Origin of the sequence: Gluconacetobacter dulcium, assembly GCF_014174165.1 — a bacterium.
Lineage (GTDB): Bacteria > Pseudomonadota > Alphaproteobacteria > Acetobacterales > Acetobacteraceae > Gluconacetobacter > Gluconacetobacter dulcium.
Window position 1 is genome coordinate 56,620 of record NZ_JABEQN010000022.1, and the last position, 21,063, is coordinate 77,682.

The window sequence follows — 21,063 nt, forward strand, 5'->3', positions numbered from 1 at the left end:
GGATCTTCCACGCCATGACGGGCCGAGTTAGAGTAAGGCCACCCCTTCTTTTCCTTGTGCCCTGAACAGATACCGGGGGGATGGCGCCCCGGATGACAAGCATAGGACATTGAAAAGATGGCGCAACGTGAGGATTCCAACCTCTTTCAGAGCCTGACCGAAAATGCGCCCTGGTGGCGTGTCCTCCGCGCGTTTCCTGCGCTTCGGTGCTCACGGCCAGTAACCGGCCATCCATCACTCCGTCGGCGACGATCCGATCGTCAGCCGAGAGGACGTAATCGACACCGTTCAGGCTTAAGAACAGACGAGCTAACGTGTCGTATAACGGAATAATCAGTATGTATTGACGAATATCAAGAAAACATAGGAAATTCCGCGTCGGATCATCCGCAAAATAACCTTGCAGACAGGGCTTAAATAGAAGCCACACCCCCTGTATAAAGCGATATTGCAAAGAGACGAGGCGACACCCTATAGGCACTTTCTGGACACAAATAAAATAATGATATATAATAAGAAATGAGTCGTTTTCGACATTTTTGCATAGATTGTTTATTGTTCAATAAGGACCCCAGAATGAAATTCATTGTTATAAATCGACAGGATGCAAGAGGTCAATACACCATCTTCAGACAGTCAAATGAGCACCTCCCCAACATCGAACGCTTCGAAGCCATAATATATAAAGAAGAAGACAGGCAAGGTCTTATCAATAATGGCCTTATACATGAAAATTTTCATTGCACTCCTTTGAATTTAAGCCAGATTTTATCACACACACTTCTATGGTCATCCGCAATTTCACAGCAGGCTTCGCTGCTCATCATGGAAGACAATGCGCTTCTATGCCAGAATTTCCCCGAGCAATGCCAAAAAATACTCGAAACATTGAATGATGACTGGGACATCGTTCTTTTTGGCTATAACTTTGAATCACCCTGCCTCATCAATGCGCTACCGGGCGTCTCGCCCTGCGGTTTGAGTTTTAACCATCAGAAAATGCGCGACGCGGCTTTTACATGGCGTAACCGCTCTGTGGAAACAAACGCTTATCCACTCTTACATGCTCAAGGCATCTATTGCTACGCAATATCTCCACGAGGAGCCAAGCGGCTATTGGAAGCCTGCCTACCATTGCGTCCCTTCTCCCACACAGACCAGGCATTCAGCCTTGATGGACTAATGTCCATACTCTACCCCCATATCCAGGCATTTTCCGCCTTTCCACCAATCGCCATTACCGGAAACGCCAACAGTACAGAAGCTTATTTCAAGGAAATGATGGAAGAAAAGCCGTCCGTTTCCATATAGGATAAAAATACAATGCGCTTTATTTATCTCGACTGCAGCCTGATCAAAACGGCCGGACATCATTATAATTTCTGCAAACGCATAATTGGCATGGCCGAAGAGGCTAATATCCCCGTCAAAATCCTGGCAAACAGCTCTCTTGAAACTGATCTCATCGAAGAATTGAATGCGGTTCCCTATTTCCGTTACCATGCCTACTGGGCTCCGTCGAAGTTGGAGTCCATGCGATCAGCTCTTACGGCCATGGAAACAGTCAGGCAAGCGACGCTTGAAGAACTGATGGGCATTTCAGGCATTCGCTCCGATGACATCATCTATGTGAACTCCGTTTTGCCGGCTCAGTTACTCGCACTCAATCAATGGGCACAGTCTTTGGGGCCGGATGCCCCCACGATCATTGCCGAAGTCTTTTTCAAAACAAGCGTTACATTCAATGAGCAGACTTACACCGAACATAGCGATAATATCGTGGACAATTTATGGCTTTATATCGGAGATATTTTACCAAAACCTGAGAAATTGAATTTTAACCTGATATCTTTCGACCCCAAGGTCAGTGATATTTATAGCCGCATTTTACGACAACCTGTTTTCACTCTCACGAATCCACTCAGTATATTGTCTCCCCCCCAAAATCGAACCGGGAAAAAGATTATAACCGTCGGGCTCGGAGGGCATCAGCGCTACCAAAAAGGCTACCACCATATGGTCGGTATTCTTTGCAATTTTCTTCAGGAAACAGGGTGGGACAATGTAAGATTCCGCCTCCATCATTCATCTCCTGATGAAATGCATGATGTCCAGCAGGCATTGCGCGAGTTGACGCAACTCGATCAGCGTATAGAACTGGTAGAAGGACCTCTCACAGTAGATGAGTGGAATGCATTCATTGATTCCTTGGATATCGTCCTTTGTCCCTATGAACCAGTCGCCTACAAAGGATCCTGGTCAGGCTTGGTCCGTGAGGCTTTGTCCTGTGGATCGCCGGTTATTGTCCCAAGAGACTCCGTAAGCGCAGATTTTCTCTCTAAAAAACACGTTCTTTTTGAAGATTTCGCGGAATGGACGGTCTCTGACATATTTGAGGCCCTGAAAAAAATCGTCAATGACTATGACCGGTATGCAAGCAGCACGTATAAGGCGGCCAAGCTTTTATATGAAAACGAACATGAGGCTAACATCGTTAAAGAAATCATAGAAAAATTCATATAAAAATTTGATTTATTCCGAATCAATGCTTGGCATGTTTCTAAAGAAAAAAATACCAGATGGCTTTTATGGCAGCCAATAGCGACATGGCCCCTGAAAAAGAACCAGACGTTACGCCCATCTCCATTATACGATGGAGATGGGACACCGAGCATCGAAATCCGGAAAATGCGTGTTCCGGACCGACCGGGTAGGGTCTACTGAAACCCTCGCCTGAAAACACATAATAGAGGCGATCAGGCGCGTATTTCCTATGCTTCACGGCCGCCGGCCATCAAGGCCATTCCGATGCTCTACAACACACGACGAGCATATCCCTGACAGACTCTCACTCATCAACTCATGCCCAGGCAGAGCTTATTCGTGAAGACGACGCTCCATCGCCACCCAGGCTATACGCACAGGGATGGTGTACCACCCTTACCTCCATAGATCCGACACGAAATATGCATTGATGAGCGAAAGCGACCGGAGAGAGTCCTCCTTCCTCACATTACTGAACAATGCCCGCCGCGCCGCACCGACCACCAGGATCCAGCTTATGGTTTAAAACTCGACACGATGTTCTCTATGATTATTTCTTCTGCCCTCTTTTCAAACGGAAAGAGAACCTTCATTAATTTTTTGCGGTTTTCAGCGTAAGGGTCTTGCAGAGTTCCATTTTTATAACTTGATACAATAGTCTTCATGCTTGAAAAATCATGAACGACATGCGCACACGATTTGGCCAGTCTTCCAATGTCATTAAGCGGCGCATGTCGGCCGGAGTCAAAAAATACCAGAGGCTTGCCGAATATCGGATACTCAACAAGGAACGAAATTCCGTCTGTGATCATAATATCTGAAGCCGAAAACAGGCCGCCATACCGTCCGTCTGCACAAGTACAATTTTCAAGAGACAGCCATTTTTTCATAAAATGGTCGACCTGCTCCTGTGTCATAATACGCCGATTGACAACGCTTTTGAGCAGTTCCGGATGCGGTTTGAAAACAAATTCCATGTCGGGTGACGAAGCAGCCCACTCAAGAAAGTTTTCGTATATTTCGTCAAATGTTCCAAAATTCAACCATGCGTCCTTGACGGAATGATGAGGAGACCAGATGACCCGGAACGGCCGTTGTCCCGACTGCTGACGATCGGGAAACGGCCATGCAGGCGCTTCGTCAAGAAGGCTCTGAAACTTTGGGTATCCCGATAGAACCAATTTCCCTGGTACAGAATGTTGAAAAGACTGAAATTTTTCCAACGCATATTCTGTTTCGCAAAATATTCTCCAGGCTCTTCTATGATACGGCGTATCGCACGAAAGTGCATTCGGCTTTTCTTCCTCATCACCACTCGTAGAATATTTTTCAAGGATGATAACGCCATACGGAACAACGCAAATCCGGGAGAAACTCAGATATTCGGACGAAAAGGCAGGAGGATAAAGATTGTCCCACTGCGACTGGCGAAAAACGATATCTGGAGCCAGATCGCGAAGAATCTCTAACGCCGCGAAAGAATCTTCCATGTCAAAGCGAAGATGGGGAATGTTAAGCCGCATAAGCTCGTCGCTGACGCGCTGCTCACCACAAAAATATCCGTCTCCTCCAAGGTGGCGATCGAGCGTTACGACGATTGGGTCAAAATAATCATTGCGCAGCATTTCCTTATACAAGGGAAACAATGCGTCCCATTGCTCGATAAGCTGAATAATAAAAACGCATCTTATTTTTTGTGGAGATGATTTTTTTTGCGAAGCCGATAACGCCTGAATAAATTTCCTTGACTGAACGACTTGATTATTCATATCTATCAAAATATTAGAGAATGCAACAATAGTATTTTGTATATTTTCTTGCTTTTCAGACAAAGTTAAAATAGCACGAGACATGGAATTAAGAACCAAAGCAAGTTGATTTTCGTTTCCAGACATGATGAACCATCCAAATTTTTCGTAAATTCTGACAAATATTAATCCAATCCAGACGCATTCAAAACCCCCCTTCATCGATCCGAAGCCCACTTCTTTTTAGGATCGGAGACTATTTCATACAGCCCCGATGCTGAGTGGAAGCCTGGTGCCCGTCACCAGTCTGGCGGGGGTTTGCGAGGGTTCGGAGTAGAAGCCCTGTGGACAATGGCGCTGGCAGAAAGCCGCCGTCAGGGCCTCACCGTCCAAGCTTTGAAGCAACTTCTCAAAGCATCCGATAGGCCCCGGTCAGACGATCAGTCGGCACAAGTCCAAAATCCAGGGAGACGGGGGAGGACAATGATCGTCCAGGCTGCTATGATCTTGCCACGATATCGCAAAACCTTCGACTACCCAGCTTTTCCGGTCATCGTTGATGAATATTTTGAAAGTGTCGGAATATATAATGGAACGCAATGTAAAAACTGTTGCTATCATTCTGGCGGGCGGAAGCGGCACTCGGTTTGGCAGCGATGTTCCAAAGCAGTTTACAAAACTATCCGGTCGCACGATTCTCGAGCGCACAATTGATATCTTTGAAAAATCAAACAATATAGACGAAATAATAATTGTTTCAATAAGCGATTATTTCTTTCATATTTCCAATATGATAAATAATAATAAATGGAAAAAAATAAAATCCATCGTTTCGGGAGGCAATAGCAGAGTCGAATCGACCCTGTCTGCTTTGAACGAGATCTCAAAATATCAATATTCAGATGCAAATATTCTCATACACGACGCCGTTCGTCCTTTTGTAAGCGAAAAAATATTGTCAGCCTGCGTCGAAGCTTTGCAAAAATTTCCCGCCGTTGATACGGCAATTCCATCTTCCGACACGATCGTCGTTGTCGACCATGAAAGCATGGCGTCTGCTTTTCCCGACCGGAGCACACTACGACGGGGACAAACCCCACAAGGGTTCCACCTCAACCTCCTGCAGAAGGCATACGATAAGATAAGAGAAGGCACTGATTTCAATACGTTCACATGTGACTGCGGCGTCGTCAAATCCATGTTTCCCGACGTAAATATGGCCGTCGTTCACGGAGATGAAAGAAATATAAAAATAACAAATCCCATAGATATCTTTATGGCAGAAACTTTAATCTATATGGATAAAGAAAATATAGATTTTAAAGAAGATTTAAAAAATCTTGAAGAAAAAAACATCGTCATTTTTGGTGGAAGAAGCGGAATAGGAAAATCCATCCGTGATATAGCGATGAGTTATGGAGCAAACACATTCTCGGCCAGTCGCTCCGAGAATGCGGTCGACGTTTCGGACATCAAATCCATATCTTCTTTTCTTGAAAAGATCCGCGAGAAGGTAGGGACAATAGATGCTGTCATCAACACGTCCGGAATCATGTTCCGAGAAGAATTCTCACTTTCTTCCTATCAGAAAATTCAGGAAATGGTGGATACGAATTATATGGGAACAATCAACGTTGCCCTCATGTCGCGACAACACCTCTTACATTCCCAAGGTTGCCTGATCAATTTTTCATCCAGTTCTTATACGCGAGGGCGCTCACTTTATGCCGTATACTCGTCCACGAAGGCAGCGGTTGTAAACATTTCTCAGGCCCTCTCAGAAGAGTGGCAGGAAGACGGCATAAGAGTTCATTGCATTTGCCCGGAGCGCACCGACACCCCCATGCGAATACAGAATTTTGGTGTAGAGACCCCTTCCACGCTTTTGTCGCCCGACGCGGTCGCAAGAAAAACACTACAGACTCTTTTGTTGCCCGAAACAGGCCTCATCGTTGGCGTCAAATTAAGTTTGGACGAAAAAAACTGACAGTTATCATAAGATAATTCAATGGCTTCAGGATACCCGTAGGATATCACTGCCTCGCAAGGCGCGCTTTGTCAGAGTCTTTCTGGCACTGCGCGCAGGTGGGCAGGAAGGCAGGAAGGCAGGAAGGCAGGAAGGCAGGAAGGCAGGAAGGCAGGAAGGCAGGAAGGCACGGCGGATCACCATCCACACACATTTTCAAACGGGTTCTTACAATTCCCAAGAAAATAATGTCTCTTGCATCATCATGCGTATATATACATTATTTCATAAAATTATTTTCTCCACGAGGAATATGACAGTATGAAAACGGCATCCTTCACAGAAGACTGGTTCAGCAGGAGTATTCCTTCATGGGATATTATATTTTCCTCTATGAAATCCCCCAAATTTTTTCTCGAAATCGGATCACATGAAGGCAGATCAGCCTGTTATATGATCGCAAAGGCGAAAAATGACATAGATATAACATGCATAGATATTTGGGAAGACTATGAAGTAGAACAGCGATTTGACAATAATATTGATTTTTTCATCTCAAATTCAAAAAATAGTATAAATATAAATAAAATAAAATCGAAATCAAAAGAATATCTCATAAAACTTTTATCAGAAGGCCATGCTGGCAAGTTCGACTTTATCTACGTGGATGGATCACATACATCTCAAGATGTCTTGTATGATGCGATCCTCGCTCTCGACCTCCTGAAAGTCGGCGGCTTTCTTGTATTTGATGACTATCTCTGGTTCGATCCTAAATATTGTTCCAACGACTTCAACGACACTCCAAAGCCGGCAATAGACGCATTTACAAATATATATCGCAACAGGTTACAAATTATAGCCAATATGCCGCTATACCAGTTGTATGCTATAAAAATAAAATAGCCACATCACGGTGAGAGAAAATTGAACAAAATATTCCTCATCAGAACAGTGATCTAGCGATCATATTCCCGATCGCTGGATATATGAATTGGGTGATGAGCAGCGTTAACGATGCTCATCACCACCCTCAAGCGCCGCGATACGCATCAACAGATACTCACTCTTCTCTGCTCATGTCAGAGCCTGACCGAATATGCGCCCTGGTGGCGATCCGACGCGCGCCCATGACGGGCCACTCTCGCTCACCAGACCGCATTTTCGGTCAGGCTCTCAGGCTATCATAGACCTTATATTCCATCACATAACCTGCCTGCGTGGATGACCATAAGTATTTGTCACCACCACTCCTGCCATGACAATCGCACCACCCAGCAGAGTTCGCTGGCTCGGAATCTCACCCGTCAGGATAAAAGCCAGAACCAGCGTGGCCGGCGGCAGCAGATACAGCAAGCCAGCTCCCCGCGCAGCCCCCATATGACCGATGACGAACGCCCATGCTGCATAGCCGATGGCAGCAGGAAAGATTCCTAACTCCAGCACGGCCAACCAACAGCGCACAGGCGCATCCGGCAACACCTTCAGCGCCTGCGGCAACCACGGACTCAGACAGACCGCACCGGCGATCAGAATATAGCAAATGGTCGGCATCGCCCCGTAACGTAGTACTAGCCTCTTCTGCAACGTGGTATAAAGCGCACCGCAAATCGCCGCCCCGAAGACGAGCGTCGCTCCCGATCCGAGTGAGACCCCTCCCACCTGCCCCCCGGCAATCAACACGACCCCAGCAAAGCTGCACAATGACCCAGCCCATCCCCAGGCCGACAGCCGTTCGCCCATCACCGCCACCGCAATCAGGGCGGCAATCAGCGGCATCGCGCTAATCAGTAAACTGGCCGCACCGGCCGAAACGGTCATTTCCCCGGTATTGAAGAGGATATTATAAAGTGCGATCCCAATCGCCCCACACGCCAGGATACGCAGCCAGTCGCCCCGCGCCGGCAAGGGTGGCCGCACCCACGCCAGCCATCCCCCAGCCAGCATCGCCGCAATGGCATAGCGTGCGGCGGCCAGCGGCACCGGCGGCAGATCATGCAGCGCGATCCGCACGACAGGATAGGCACTGGCCCAGGACAGAATGGCAACGATGACAATCAGCGGCAGGAACCGCGCGACGGTAGACATGCTTGAGACTTCCCTGCCCGAACACATGGCGGGCACCTCGTGTCATACCGAAACGATCCCGACCAGGCGAGGGGCAAGCACCTCGGCTTGCGCCCGACGCCCCGTCAATTCATCGTCGGGTACTTTCGACATGCAGACGGACTTCCTCATGCTTCCTTTTTCCCTTGGCCTCCGGCCTCGTCGCCTTATACGGCGCGCAACCCTCTCCCTGCCCGGTCTACTGCTGGCTGCTGCGGCACACGCTGCCCCCCTCGGCCAATGCTACGCCGACCTCGCTGCCACACGGAATTTCACTCTGGGCCTGCCACGCCACGCGCAGCCCACGCCAGATGGCCACGCAGTGCTGTTCCTGCGCAGCGGTCCGCGTGACACCACGCTGCATCTCTGGCATTTCGACCCCGCAAGCGGCACCGAGACCGAACTGGCCCGCCCGACAGCCACCGAATCCCTGTCAGTCGAGGAAAAAGCCCGGCGCGAACGGGCTCGCATGTCGCTCACCGGCATTACCGATTTCGCCCTTTCGGATAACGGCCAAACCGCGCTCGTCAGCCAGGCCGACCGCCTGAAGCAAATCGACATTGCAACCGGCAAGGTCTCCGACGTCGCCGGACGCGGCTGGATCGCCCCGCGTCTATCACCGGACGGCACTCATGCCGCGGTGGTGCGCGATAACGATGTCCATGTCGTGACATTGGCCAGCGGACACATCACGCGCCTGACTCACGGGGGCACCGAAACCCTGACCCACGGCCTGGCCGAATTTGCCGCCGCCGAGGAACTGGCCCGGCCGGACGGCCTGTGGTGGTCACCCGACGGACAGACCATTCTCTACGAGGAGGCCGACTCCTCAGGCGTCGAAAAACATTACATCACCGACCCCCAGCACCCGGCCACGCAACCGGTCGAATTCCGCTACCCGCGTGCCGGCACGGCAAACGCACGCATCCGACTGGGGCTGATCGCGCGCGACGGCGGCCCCACCCACTGGGTTCAGTGGGACAACACCGCCTTTCCCTATCTGGCACGCGCCGTCTGGCCCAAAGGACACGGCCCTCTGACTCTGGTGGTGCTGAACCGCGCCCAGACCGAGGAGCGGGTCCTGCGCGTCGACCCCGCCACCGGCCAGACCACCACCTTGCTGATCGAACGCGATCCCGCCTGGATCAATATCAGCCCCTCCGGCGACGGACGCGGCCGCTCCCTCCCCCGCTGGCTGCCGGACGGCAGCGGCTTCCTCTGGGCCGCCGAGCGCAACGGCCATTGGCAACTGGAACTGCGCCACGCCGACGGCACACTCAATCACGCGATCACGCCCGCCAGCCTGCCCTTCGTTTCGCTGGACGATGTCGACCCCAAAGCCGGCACGGTCACCATCACCGCCAACCCCGACCGGATTCGCACTGCAATCTACCGTCTGCCCCTGCAAGGCGGCGCGCCGGTCCTGCTGACGCCCGAAGCCGGGTTACACGGCGCAACCTTCGCCGATGGCAACCACACGCGCTTCATCGACAGCCTGTCGGGAGCCGACGGCAGCGCCGTCACGACCCTGCGCAACGCCGACGGCCATGTCTTGGCCAGCGTTCCAGCCGTTGCGGAAACGCCCACACTGACGCCCCATATCGAATACACCCGCGCCGGCACCCGCGACATGGACGCCATGATCATCCGCCCGGCCGGTTTCAAACCGGGACAGCATTATCCGGTGGTGCTGTCGGTCTATGCCGGCCCCGGCTACAAGCAGGTCCTGGATGCACCGCGCCGGTATCTTGAAAGCCAGTGCATGGCCGACCACGGCTTCATCGTCGTCAGCCTGGACGGTCGCGGCACACCGGGCCGCGACCATGACTGGGAACGGGCCATCAAGAACAACCTGATCGACCTGCCGCTCCAGGACCAGATCGACGGCCTGACCGCCCTCGGCAAACGATACCCGGAACTGGATCTCGATCACGTCGGCGTGCGTGGCTGGTCGTTCGGCGGTTATTTCACCGCCATGGCCACCATCCGCCGACTGGATATCTTCAAGGCCGGTGTTGCGGGCGCTCCGCCGGCAGACTTCGCCGATTACGACACGGCTTATACCGAACGCTATCTGGGCACACCGGAGGACGATCCCGACGGTTACCGCGCCAGCAACGTCCTCACCTACGCACAATCCCTGTCCCGTCCACTGCTGATCATGCACGGCCTGACCGACGATAACGTCTATTTCGAAAATACCATGAAGATGACACAAGCCTTCATCACCGCTGGTCGCCCCTACAACCTGCTGCTGCTGCCCGGCACCCACATGCTCACCGACCCGATCCTGCGCGCCCATGTCGACGACGCGCGCGAAGCCTTCCTCGCCGCCACCCTGAAGGCACCCGCACCCACCGCGACAAACTGACTTCCCCCCCTTTCCTGGCCGGTTCTCGGCCAGGAAAGGGGGAAAGGCCGGGGTTCCACCCAGAGCCCACCAAAGGCTCTGTTGTCGTTAGATGATGAAGTCAGGGATTCCAACGGCTCCGTGAAAGATCGTGCCTCACCTCCATTGGCTTTCCATCGCCCGTTCCAGCCGATGGAAGGAAAACGCTGAGATGTGTCACCAACAACGTCTTTGGAAGCCATCCAATCGTCGCCATTTGTCGAGAGTATTTCGACCGAAAACCGGCTCGATGGAAATGCTCTAGTTTATTGTTTTTACAAGAAACTGCACCTATTTGAAAGCACGCATTCAAACAGGACCTGCTCTAGAAGCCGGGCCTGAACGGTGTGCGTGCTGCTTCGGCCGCACAGTCCTCATCGACATCCGGCCCCGACTGCCGCAGATTTCCTGTCAGATTGTCATACCTTCCACCCCCGCACACCCCCGCATCCACCTGAATCAGCCGGATCAGCCAACATGCCTTCCGCCGTCACCATCCGCACCGCGCATGCCCAAGACCTGCCCGAGATCACGACAATCTACGCCGACCATGTACTGAACGGTTGCGCCTCGTTCGAAATCGTCCCCCCTGCCGTCGAAGAGATGAGACGGCGCATGGAAACGCTCCTGGCCCAGAACTACCCCTATCTGGTGGCCGAAGAGGCAGGATCGGTGATCGGCTACGCCTATGCCGGCCCCTATCACCCGCGAATCGCCTATCGCGACACGGTTGAGGACTCCATCTATCTCGCCCCCCACGCCGCAGGGCGCGGCACCGGCACGACTCTGCTGGGAGCATTGATCGCGGAATGCGTGGCCCGCGGCTTCCGGCAGATGATGGCCCTTGTCGGCGACAGCGCAAATACGCCGTCCATCCGCCTGCATGAGCGCCATGGCTTCCACACGATCGGTACGCTGCAATCGGTCGGCTACAAACACGGACGCTGGCTGGATGTCGTGCTGCTGCAATGCGCGCTGGGCAACGGAGACCACACGCCCCCCGACCGACCCTGAAACCAGAAAATCCAGACATGCCACCCCATCCACCAGCAACCGCCTCCTTCCCCGGTCTGGACCTCGTGTCCGGCGCGCGGGATCGCATGCTGGCTCCGGGTGCCATGCTGCTGGCCGGGCGCGCCCGCGCCACGGCACCCGAATTGATCGCCCTGATCGAAGCCATTGCGCTGGCTGCTCCGTTCCGCCGCATGTCCACGCCCGGCGGCCGCACAATGTCCGTCGCCATGACCAATTGCGGCGCCCTGGGCTGGCTCTCCGATGCCAGGGGATATCGCTACACGCCCCACGATCCGCTCACGGGCCTGCCCTGGCCCGCGATGCCCGCCGCCTTCACCACCCTGGCAGGCAAGGCTGCCGCCGAAGCCGGCTACCCCGACTTCGCGCCCGATGCCTGCCTGATCAACCGCTATGAGTCCGGCACACGGCTCACCCTGCATCAGGACCGCAATGAGCGCGATTTCGGCCAGCCGATCGTCTCGATCTCGCTGGGCCTACCGGCGATATTCCTCTGGGGTGGCCCCACGCGCACCGACCCAATCCAGCGCGTGCCGCTGGAACACGGCGACATCGTGGCCTGGGGCGGCCAGGCACGCCTGGCCCATCACGGCATCCGTCCCCTGGCCGAGGGTACCCACCCTCTGACCGGCCGAGCCCGACTGAACCTGACCTTCCGACGAGCCGGTTAGAACAGCAGGATACGGATGGACATCGCGTTCCGCAGCTCTTATTCACCCGCGATGATGTCCTCTGCCCCAGCGCTCCGCCCCCGTGTCGGCATCGATTTCGGCACGACCAACAGCGTCGTCGTCATCGCAACCCCGGACGGCGAAACCCACACCACGCGCTTTATCTTTCCCGGCCATCCCGAATCCGAGACCTGCCGCACCCTGCTGTGCCTGTGGCAGGAGGAAGCGCGCGGGCGCCTGGCGGTTCATCAGGCCATCGGCGCCGCCGCCGTCGATGCCTATCTGGACGACCCGGCCGAAAGCCGCCTGATCATGTCCATGAAATCCTACCTTGCGCAGACATCGTTCCGCGAAACGCGTTTGCTGGGCCGGCGGCTGACGCTGGAAAACCTCGTCGGCTTCTTCGTCGCCGAACTGATGCGCGCCGTCGGCATCGACCCCGCCACGGTCGATGCCACGGTCGGCCGTCCTGTACAATTCGCCGGCGACGCTCCCGATGATGCATTCGGCGAACAGCGCCTGCGCGACGGCTTCGCCGAAGCCGGCTTCCGCAGCATCGCGGTGGCGCTGGAACCCGAAGCCGCCGGCTGGCGCTTCGCCCGGCGGCTGGACGCCCCGGCCACGATCCTGGTCGGCGATTTCGGTGGCGGCACCAGCGATTTCTCGGTCCTGCGCTTCGACCCAGCAATCGGCCGTGCCATTCCGCTGGGTCATGCGGGCGTAGGAATCGCAGGCGACCAGTTCGACTACCGAATCATCGACAACGTCGTCTCGCCTGAATTGGGCCGCGACAGCACCTATCGCGTCATGGGGGGCGCCCCTCTGCCGGTGCCGATCGAATGGTACGCCAGCCTGGCGCGCTGGCACCGCCTGTCGCTGATGCGCACGCCGGCCACACTGCGCGCAATCAGCGACGTGGCACGCACCGCCTCCGAACCCGATCGCCTGCATGCGCTGGCCACCCTGGTCGCCGACCAGCAGGGCCAGGCCCTGTATCGCGCCGTCGGCACCGCCAAGGCCGAACTGTCTCACGCCGACAGTACCACCCTCCGCTTCCATCACAAGGATATCCATATCGACCGCACGATCACACGGTCGGCGTTCGAAGGCTGGATCGCCCCCGATCTGGCCCAATTCGACGGCGCGGTGACTACGGCGCTGGAGCGCGCGGGCTTGGACGAAGCCGATATAGACCGGGTGTTTCTCACCGGCGGCACCTCGTTCGTCCCGGCGGTCCGTGCCCTGTTCTCCGCCCGTTTCGGCAACGAGCGAATCGATCGCGGTGGAGAGTTCGTATCGGTCGCCGAAGGGCTGGCCCTGATGCAGGGAAACACCGCGTCTCAGTCCGGCGTCTCCACCACTACCTGCTGAAAAACCCTTTTCAAACCTTACCTTCTTTTCACCCGACTTTGACTCAAATCAAGGCCGATACCCTCGTCCTGTGCCATAAGAAAAGGGCGATGGGGGCATCGCATATCGAATCATCACGCAAACTGCAGGGTCTTCGGACCCTGCTTTTTTTTGCGGCACGCGGAAGCGTCATTGACGCCCCCCCGTCTATGCCGGTTCATACGTTTATACCCCGAGCGTGATCAGATAGCAGCAAGCAACGGCAGATCCTCGGACGGTCTTTGCAGCTTCATTATCGCGGGCGGCAACGGTGTGTCACCATCGGTTTCGTCCCTCAGCATATAACCCTGCCCCCACACGGTCGTGATCACGTCCTTTGCCCCGGCCATCTGCAATTTCTTCCGCAACTTGCAGATAAAGACATCAATGATCTTCATTTCCGGCTCGTCCATCCCGCCATAGAGATGGTCGAGAAACGCGAACTTGCTCAGTACCGTGCCCCTTCGGAGCATGAGCAGTTCCAGAATCATGTATTCCTTGCCGGTCAGATGGACCAGCCGCCCCTTTACCGTAACCTCGCGGCTGTCCAGAGAAAGCCTGACCACTCCGGCCTGTAGCACCGGCTGGCTGTATCCCTTCGAACGGCGGACGATGGCCTGGATGCGGGCAGCCAGTTCCGGCGTATCGTAAGGCCGGGTGATGTAATCGTCCGCGCCCGCTGAAAAGGCCCGGACCTTCGCCTGCGCCCCATTCAGGCTGGACAACGCGACGATGGGTGTATCGAGCCGCGCAGCCCTCGCTGCCCGCAGGACTTCATAGCCGTCAATATCTGGAAGAACCATTTCAAGTAATGCCAGATCATAATCGTAACGGCGGAGCATTTCGACCGCTTCATGCCCGGTCATGGCGTGGTCGATCATGTAGCCAACAGAGCGCAATGTGCTGGAAGTACCACGAGCCGCACTCTCATTCCCCTCGACGAGCAAGACACGCATGTTCATCAACCATTGATTGTTTATGACTACAATTACTACCTATAGGTGTATAATCCTCCACAAACAATCCTTTTAGGATGGGTTAGGGTATCAAACCGTCATGATCACGAATATGTTATGTCAAGCCGCCAAGAGCATTTCCGATGCCTGCCGGATGGTCTTTTCGACCCCGAAGTCCCTAACCGCTACGCCGACTACAATCTCGTCAGGCCCCATCAACAGATCCTGACTTCAAACTGAGGGCATTTCGGCTAAAGCAGATCCTGTTTGAATGCGCGCGTTCAAACAGAAAAATATTCTTTTAAAACAATAAATTATAGCATTACACCGAACCGGTTTTCGGTAAAAATACTCGAGGGTCAAGGCCCACACGGCCGCTCCGATGCGCCAAGATCACCGCCAGACGCGCGGTTGGCTCCGCGCCTCTCCTCAGGGTCCAAGCGTATGAAAGCGTCTGTTGTCGTTAAATGCTGGCGGCAGTCTCAGGGCTCCCCCTCAGTCGGCTTTCCACCGCCCATTCCGGCCGACACCCATTTTGCCAACTCCCGCCGAGGCCCCCGCCGGGTTCGATGAGGGCTCGATCCTTCACCGCGTCAATGGAATTCCAGGCGTTAAAATCGGCACTTTTCCAAACAGTCCTTCAGCCGCCACGAGCACCCCAGGCCGGCTCGACGGTCACGGCATGATTCAGCGGCCCCGCACCGGCCCCATAGCCGGGCGCACTCGCGATGGCGGCCCGCAGATAGCGCCGGGCCCGTTCCACAGCATCCCGCAAGCTCAGGCCCTGCGCCAACCCGGCGGCAATCGCGCTCGCCAGCGTGCAACCAGTCCCATGGGTGTGCCGGGTATGCAGGCGGGTATCCGAAAACAGTTCGATGCCCGACGATTCGCACAGCACATCGGTCAGGATATCGCCCTCCAGATGTCCACCCTTCAGCAGCACCGCCCGTGCCCCCGCGCGCCGCAGGGTCTCCGCAGCCCGACACATCTCGTCCACGGTGCGGATCGGATGGCCCACCAGAACTTCCGCCTCGGGCAGGTTAGGTGTCAGCAGGCTGGCCAACGGCACCAGATGTCGCATCAGCGTGTCCACGGCGTCATCCTGCAACAGGCGCGATCCGCCCTTGGCCACCATCACGGGGTCCAGCACATACGGAATATCCGGGTAGGCACGCACCTCCGCCGCCACGGCCCGAATCACCTCGCCCCGATCCAGCATGCCACTCTTGAAGGCATCCACCCCGATATCGTCCAGCACGCAACGCATCTGCGCCGCCACAATATCGGGTGGCACGGGCAGGATTCCGCTTACGCCGAGCGTATTCTGCACCGTCAGGGCCGAGACCGCCGTCATGGCAAACCCACCCAGCGCCGTCACAACCTTGATATCCGCCTGAATGCCCGCCCCACCACCGGAATCACTGCCGGCAATGACCAGAACACGGCCCTTCATGATGGCCATGAACGGAATCCCTAAGCCGCTTCCTGCGCGGAACCGATCACCGCGCACATTCCGGCAACCACCCGCTCCACCAGCGCCGGATCTTCAGCCTCCGCCATCACGCGCACCAGCGGTTCGGTCCCGCTTTCCCGCAACAGCAGCCGCCCGGCCGTCCCCAGTTCGGCCTCCGCCAGCCGACGCGCTTCCTCCACCGCGGGCGCATGCAGCGGACTCTTGCCGATGAAGCGCACGTTGCGCAGCAATTGCGGAAAGGGCGTGAACACCCGACAGACCTCGCTGGCCGGCCGCCCCTCCTCGACCAGTACCGCCAGAACCTGCAACGCCGCCACCAACCCGTCACCGGTCGTCGCGAAATCGGACAGCACCATGTGTCCCGACTGCTCGCCGCCCAGATTGACGCCCAGTTCACGCATGCGCTCAACCACATAGCGGTCACCCACCGCCGTACGCACCAGTTCCAGCCCCAGCCCTTCCAGGCAGCGCGCCAGCCCCATGTTCGACATCACGGTGGCCACGACCTTGTTCGCACTCAGCCTGCCCTGACGGCTCCAGGACCGGGCGATAAGGGCCAGGATCTGGTCCCCGTCGATCAACCGCCCCTGCTCGTCGGCGATCAGCAGCCGGTCGGCATCGCCATCCAGCGCAATGCCGATATCGGCTTCATGCGCCACCACCGCCGCGCACAACGCCTCCGGCCGAGTCGAACCGCAACTCTCGTTGATATTCACCCCGTTCGGCTCGCACCCGATCCGGATCACCTCGGCCCCGAGTTCCCACAGCGCGGTCGGCGCCACCCGATAAGCCGCCCCATTGGCACAGTCGATGACGATGCGCAGCCCATCCAGCCGCCGCCCGCGTGGAAACGACGCCTTGGCATTCTCGATATACCGCCCCGCCGCGTCGTTCAGGCGCGAAGCGCGGCCAATCCTCTCAGGCGTCGCCAGCCGGCCCGCCAGGTCCGCGCGCATCAGGCTCTCGATCTCGGCCTCGGTCTCGTCGGAAAGCTTGAATCCGTCCGGCCCGAACAGCTTGATGCCATTATCCCCGAACGGATTGTGCGACGCCGAGATCATCACGCCGAGATCGGCGCGCAGCGACCGCGTCAGCATCGCAATCGCGGGCGTCGGCATCGGCCCGGCGAGCGTCACATCCACCCCGGCCGACAGAAAGCCGGATACCAGCGCGCATTCGATCATATAGCCGGAGAGCCGCGTATCCTTGCCAACCAGCACCCGATGCCGATGTGTCCCGCGCGTAAAACGCAGGCCGGCGGCCTGTCCCAGCTTCTGGGCCATTTCCACCGTCATTGGGTCCTGATTGGCCGTACCGCGAATCCCGTCGGTGCCGAACAATTTTCTGGTCTTGGTCATCTTCCGGCTATCCCTGGTTCACCGCGCCTGCGTCTTTTCCGGCTTATCGCAGGTCCACAATCCCTGCCAGACCCGCAATGCCTGCACCATGGCGGGAACATTATGCACCCGCAGGATGGTATTACCGAGTTCCAGCCCCGGCAGGCTGCTTGCAACCGTGCCCGGATCGCGGTCCGACGCCACCGGCACGCCCGCCATTTCCCCCAGCACGCGTTTGCGCGAGGTCCCCAGCAGCACGCGGCATCCCAGATTGGCCAGGATCGGCAGACGGCGGATCATGTCGATATTCTGCGCGGCATTCTTGGCGAATCCGATCCCCGGATCGACGATGATTCGGTCACGGGCAATACCGGCCGCCACCGCCTCGTCGATCCGCTCGCCCAGTTCGCAGGTCACATCGACAGCCACATCGTCATAAACGGAGAAATTCTGCATGGTCTGGGGCGTACCGCGCATATGCATCAGCACCACGGGGCAGCCGGCATCGGCCACCACCGCCAGCGCATGCGGATCATGCAGCAGGGCCGAAACATCGTTGATCAACGCCGCCCCCACCCCAAGCGAGGCCGACATGGTACGCGCGTTGCGCGTATCGACCGACAGCGCGACATCGGACTGAATCCGCAATTCCGCCAGAACGGGCGCCACGCGCGCCCATTCCTCCGCCGGTGTCACGACAGCCGAACCGGGGCGCGTACTCTCGCCGCCGATATCCAGCAATCCCGCCCCCGCCGTGATCATGGCGATGCCGGCCCGAATCGCCGCCTCCGCCCCGAAATGGCGGCCGCCATCGCTGAAACTATCGGGGGTGACGTTCAGGATTCCCATCACCTGCGGGCCCGGCGGCAAGTCCGCCGAGGGCAGCGGCGCGGACACCCGCGCCAGCACATCCAGCCAATCGCCAGGCAGATCACCCGCACGAACCATCCGGGCCTCATTGCCCTCGATCAGCCGCGCCAAGGTAAAGGCCGCCGGCCCACCAGCCAGCCAATGGGCCAACCCCGCATCCACCGCCCTGTGGGCATCCTGCCCAAACACCAATCCCGCCGGTTCAAGCAGCCGCAATGCGCCCATCACGTTTCCATCTCATCATCATGACATGGCCATAAAACGAAAACAGACGGAGACACCCCCGCCTGTTTTCCACTTCATCCTGCAAACGCAGCGCCCAGACGCCCGCTTCAGCCTGCCGCCGGAGCCGGATCGAGGCCACCTCCGCCCCCCGGAGAGGGCAGCGGCGCGGCCGGCGGCGTCGGCGGAACCGAAGACCGGCGATTTTCCGGCATCGGATCATCCACCACCACCCGCTCGATCGGCTCGCCGCGCAGCACCTGGCGGATTTCCTCGCCGGAGAGCGTCTCGTATTCCAGCAATGCGTTGGCCAGCCGATGCAGGTCGTCCACATGCTCGATCAGCATGGTCCGCGCCCGGGCATACGCACTGTCGATCAGGCGCTTGATCTCGTCGTCGATCTCGCGAACCGTCTCTTCCGACACGTTCTTGTTCTGGGTCACGCTGTGGCCCAGGAACACTTCCTGCCCGTTATCGCCGTAAGCGATCATGCCCAGCTTGTCGCTCATGCCCCATTCGGACACCATCCGGCGCGCCAGATCGGTCGCCATCTTGATGTCTCCGGAAGCACCGTTCGACACATTGTCCGCCCCGAAGATGATCTCTTCGGCCGCACGACCACCCATGGCCAGCGTCAATTCACCCAGGCATTTCGCCCGGCTCTTGGAGTAGCGGTCCCCCTCGGGCAGACTCATCACCAGACCCAGCGCACGACCGCGCGGAATGATGGTGGCCTTATGCACCGGGTCGGCGCCCGGCGTCATGATCGCGACCAACGCATGCCCACCTTCATGGAAGGCAGTCATCTTCTTCTCGTCCTCGCTCATGACCAGCGAGCGACGCTCGGCGCCCATCAGCACCTTGTCCTTGGCGTTCTCGAATTCCAGCATCGCGACCGTGCGCTTGCCCATGCGGGCAGCCATCAGCGCGGCCTCGTTCACCAGATTGGCAAGGTCAGCGCCCGAGAAGCCCGGCGTGCCACGCGCGATCACCTTCGGGTCGACATCCGACGCCAGCGGAACCTTGCGCATATGCACGCGCAGGATCTTCTCGCGCCCGACCACATCGGGATTGGGCACCACCACCTGGCGATCGAAGCGACCAGGACGCAGCAGGGCCGGGTCCAGCACATCGGGGCGGTTGGTCGCGGCAATCAGGATCACGCCCTCATTGCTCTCGAACCCGTCCATCTCCACCAGCATCTGGTTCAGCGTCTGCTCGCGCTCGTCATTGCCGCCACCCAGACCGGCACCGCGATGACGGCCGACAGCATCGATTTCGTCGATGAAGATGATGCACGGCGCGGCCTTCTTGCCCTGCTCGAACATGTCACGCACGCGCGACGCACCGACACCGACGAACATCTCGACGAAATCAGAGCCCGAGATGGTGAAGAACGGCACATTGGCCTCGCCGGCGATGGCACGGGCCAGCAGCGTCTTGCCGGTGCCCGGCGGGCCGACCAGCAGCACGCCCTTGGGGATCTTGCCGCCCAGGCGGGTGAATTTCTGCGGATCACGCAGAAAATCCACGATCTCCTGCAATTCGCCCTTGGCCTCGTCGATGCCCGCGACATCTTCAAAGGTCACGCGCCCCTGCTTTTCCGTCAGCATCTTGGCGCGGGACTTGCCGAAGCCCATGGCCCGGCCGCCACCCGCCTGCATCTGGCGCATGATGAAGATCCAGGCGCCGAACATCAGCAAGATCGGGGCGTAGTTGATCAGATAGCGCAGGAACGGATTGGAATCGCTGTCCTGCGGCTTCGCCATCACCTCCACGCCCTTTTCCGTCAGGCGCGGGATCAGCGTCGGATCCTGGGGGGTATAGGTCTCGAACGACGTGCCGTCCGTCAGCGTGCCGGAGATGTTATGATCCTGCACGACGACCGAGCGAACGCGGCCATTATTCACATCTCCGATGAAATCGGAATATGCGAGTTGCTGCGCCGCATGCTGCGTACTTCCAGGCTGGAAGACATTGAACAGCAGCAGCAGCAGTACGATAATGATTACCCAGAGGGCCAGGTTCCGGCCAAAATTGTTCATCTTGCCCATTGTTCCATACGCTTGACGCCACCCGGATTCCCCCTGGTGCCGAAACACGCAGGTAAGGCTTCCTTCTGACCGGCAGCCAGACGCCTTCTCTTCCTCAATTTAGTCATACATAGGCCCTTCGTGGGACATTCACACCCCCACCAGGGTCTTTATTGCCTCCGGGGCGCGAAAATCCGCCTGCCGACCGGTCAACGGCCCCCCCCCCTGTCTGTTGGTGATGTGCGAGGATGTATAGCGGAAGGGAGCCCGTCCCCCCCGAGGGTCTGGAGCCCGTTTGGGAGCATGGGTCCCTTCCGCCTTTGCTC

The 21,063-nt window shown here is 57.0% G+C and carries 15 protein-coding genes; 8 read left to right on the forward strand and 7 right to left on the reverse strand.

Features of this window, described 5'->3' with window-relative positions; translation table 11 throughout:
* The first annotated feature begins 576 nt into the window (after window positions 1-576).
* Both HLH25_RS15840 and HLH25_RS15845 read left to right on the forward strand, forming a co-directional pair.
* Window positions 577-1,311, forward strand: a complete 735-nt coding sequence (locus HLH25_RS15840) for a glycosyltransferase family 25 protein (RefSeq protein ID WP_182974990.1) — start codon at window positions 577-579, stop codon at window positions 1,309-1,311.
* Window positions 1,312-1,323: 12 nt separating this feature from the next.
* Entirely contained in the window at window positions 1,324-2,523 is a 1,200-nt protein-coding gene (locus HLH25_RS15845) for a glycosyltransferase (protein ID WP_182974991.1), read from the forward strand.
* A 536-nt stretch (window positions 2,524-3,059) separates the two neighbouring features.
* On the opposite strand, the gene HLH25_RS15850 is transcribed toward HLH25_RS15845, so the two are convergent.
* Complete coding sequence (locus tag HLH25_RS15850; protein WP_182974992.1) at window positions 3,060-4,439, reverse strand: hypothetical protein; 1,380 nt, start codon at window positions 4,437-4,439, stop codon at window positions 3,060-3,062.
* Window positions 4,440-4,881: 442 nt separating this feature from the next.
* On the opposite strand from HLH25_RS15850, the gene HLH25_RS15855 reads away from it, so the two are divergent.
* Window positions 4,882-6,279, forward strand: coding sequence for a bifunctional cytidylyltransferase/SDR family oxidoreductase (locus HLH25_RS15855; RefSeq protein ID WP_182974993.1), 1,398 nt, complete (start codon window positions 4,882-4,884; stop codon window positions 6,277-6,279).
* 300 nt (window positions 6,280-6,579) lie between these two features.
* Window positions 6,580-7,164 (forward strand): class I SAM-dependent methyltransferase, encoded by a 585-nt coding sequence (locus HLH25_RS15860; RefSeq protein ID WP_182974994.1) that lies wholly within the window; start codon window positions 6,580-6,582, stop codon window positions 7,162-7,164.
* Window positions 7,165-7,461: 297 nt separating this feature from the next.
* On the opposite strand, the gene HLH25_RS15865 is transcribed toward HLH25_RS15860, so the two are convergent.
* Window positions 7,462-8,346: a DMT family transporter gene (locus HLH25_RS15865; RefSeq protein WP_182974995.1), complete on the reverse strand. Its 885-nt coding sequence runs from the start codon at window positions 8,344-8,346 to the stop codon at window positions 7,462-7,464.
* Window positions 8,347-8,686: 340 nt separating this feature from the next.
* Between HLH25_RS15865 and HLH25_RS15870 the strand changes: the two genes are divergently transcribed.
* The 4 genes from HLH25_RS15870 (at window position 8,687) to HLH25_RS15885 (ending at window position 13,827) form a co-directional block, all read left to right on the forward strand.
* Window positions 8,687-10,735 (forward strand): S9 family peptidase, encoded by a 2,049-nt coding sequence (locus tag HLH25_RS15870; protein WP_310889125.1) that lies wholly within the window; start codon window positions 8,687-8,689, stop codon window positions 10,733-10,735.
* Window positions 10,736-11,230: 495 nt separating this feature from the next.
* A complete protein-coding gene (locus HLH25_RS15875; RefSeq protein ID WP_182974997.1) occupies window positions 11,231-11,767 on the forward strand; it encodes a GNAT family N-acetyltransferase in 537 nt (178 codons plus the stop codon).
* Between the two features lie 86 nt (window positions 11,768-11,853).
* The gene (alkB, locus tag HLH25_RS15880) at window positions 11,854-12,456 is read left to right on the forward strand and encodes a DNA oxidative demethylase AlkB (protein WP_246402576.1); all 603 of its coding nucleotides are present in this window, start codon (window positions 11,854-11,856) and stop codon (window positions 12,454-12,456) included.
* 15 nt (window positions 12,457-12,471) lie between these two features.
* Window positions 12,472-13,827: an Hsp70 family protein gene (locus HLH25_RS15885; protein WP_375288988.1), complete on the forward strand. Its 1,356-nt coding sequence runs from the start codon at window positions 12,472-12,474 to the stop codon at window positions 13,825-13,827.
* A 221-nt stretch (window positions 13,828-14,048) separates the two neighbouring features.
* Here the strand turns inward: HLH25_RS15885 and HLH25_RS15890 are convergent, their stop codons facing one another.
* The 5 genes from HLH25_RS15890 to ftsH all read right to left on the reverse strand — a co-directional run bounded on the left by HLH25_RS15890 (window position 14,049) and on the right by ftsH (window position 20,749).
* Window positions 14,049-14,801, reverse strand: a complete 753-nt coding sequence (locus tag HLH25_RS15890; protein WP_182975009.1) for a response regulator transcription factor — start codon at window positions 14,799-14,801, stop codon at window positions 14,049-14,051.
* Window positions 14,802-15,441: 640 nt separating this feature from the next.
* Entirely contained in the window at window positions 15,442-16,254 is an 813-nt protein-coding gene (gene thiD, locus HLH25_RS15895) for a bifunctional hydroxymethylpyrimidine kinase/phosphomethylpyrimidine kinase (RefSeq protein WP_182975010.1), read from the reverse strand.
* A 20-nt stretch (window positions 16,255-16,274) separates the two neighbouring features.
* Window positions 16,275-17,633, reverse strand: a complete 1,359-nt coding sequence (glmM, locus tag HLH25_RS15900) for a phosphoglucosamine mutase (RefSeq protein ID WP_182974999.1) — start codon at window positions 17,631-17,633, stop codon at window positions 16,275-16,277.
* A gap of 18 nt (window positions 17,634-17,651) precedes the next feature.
* Entirely contained in the window at window positions 17,652-18,707 is a 1,056-nt protein-coding gene (gene folP / locus HLH25_RS15905) for a dihydropteroate synthase (RefSeq protein WP_182975000.1), read from the reverse strand.
* Between the two features lie 107 nt (window positions 18,708-18,814).
* Complete coding sequence (gene ftsH / locus HLH25_RS15910) at window positions 18,815-20,749, reverse strand: ATP-dependent zinc metalloprotease FtsH (RefSeq protein ID WP_114726699.1); 1,935 nt, start codon at window positions 20,747-20,749, stop codon at window positions 18,815-18,817.
* Between the last annotated feature and the right edge of the window lie 314 nt (window positions 20,750-21,063).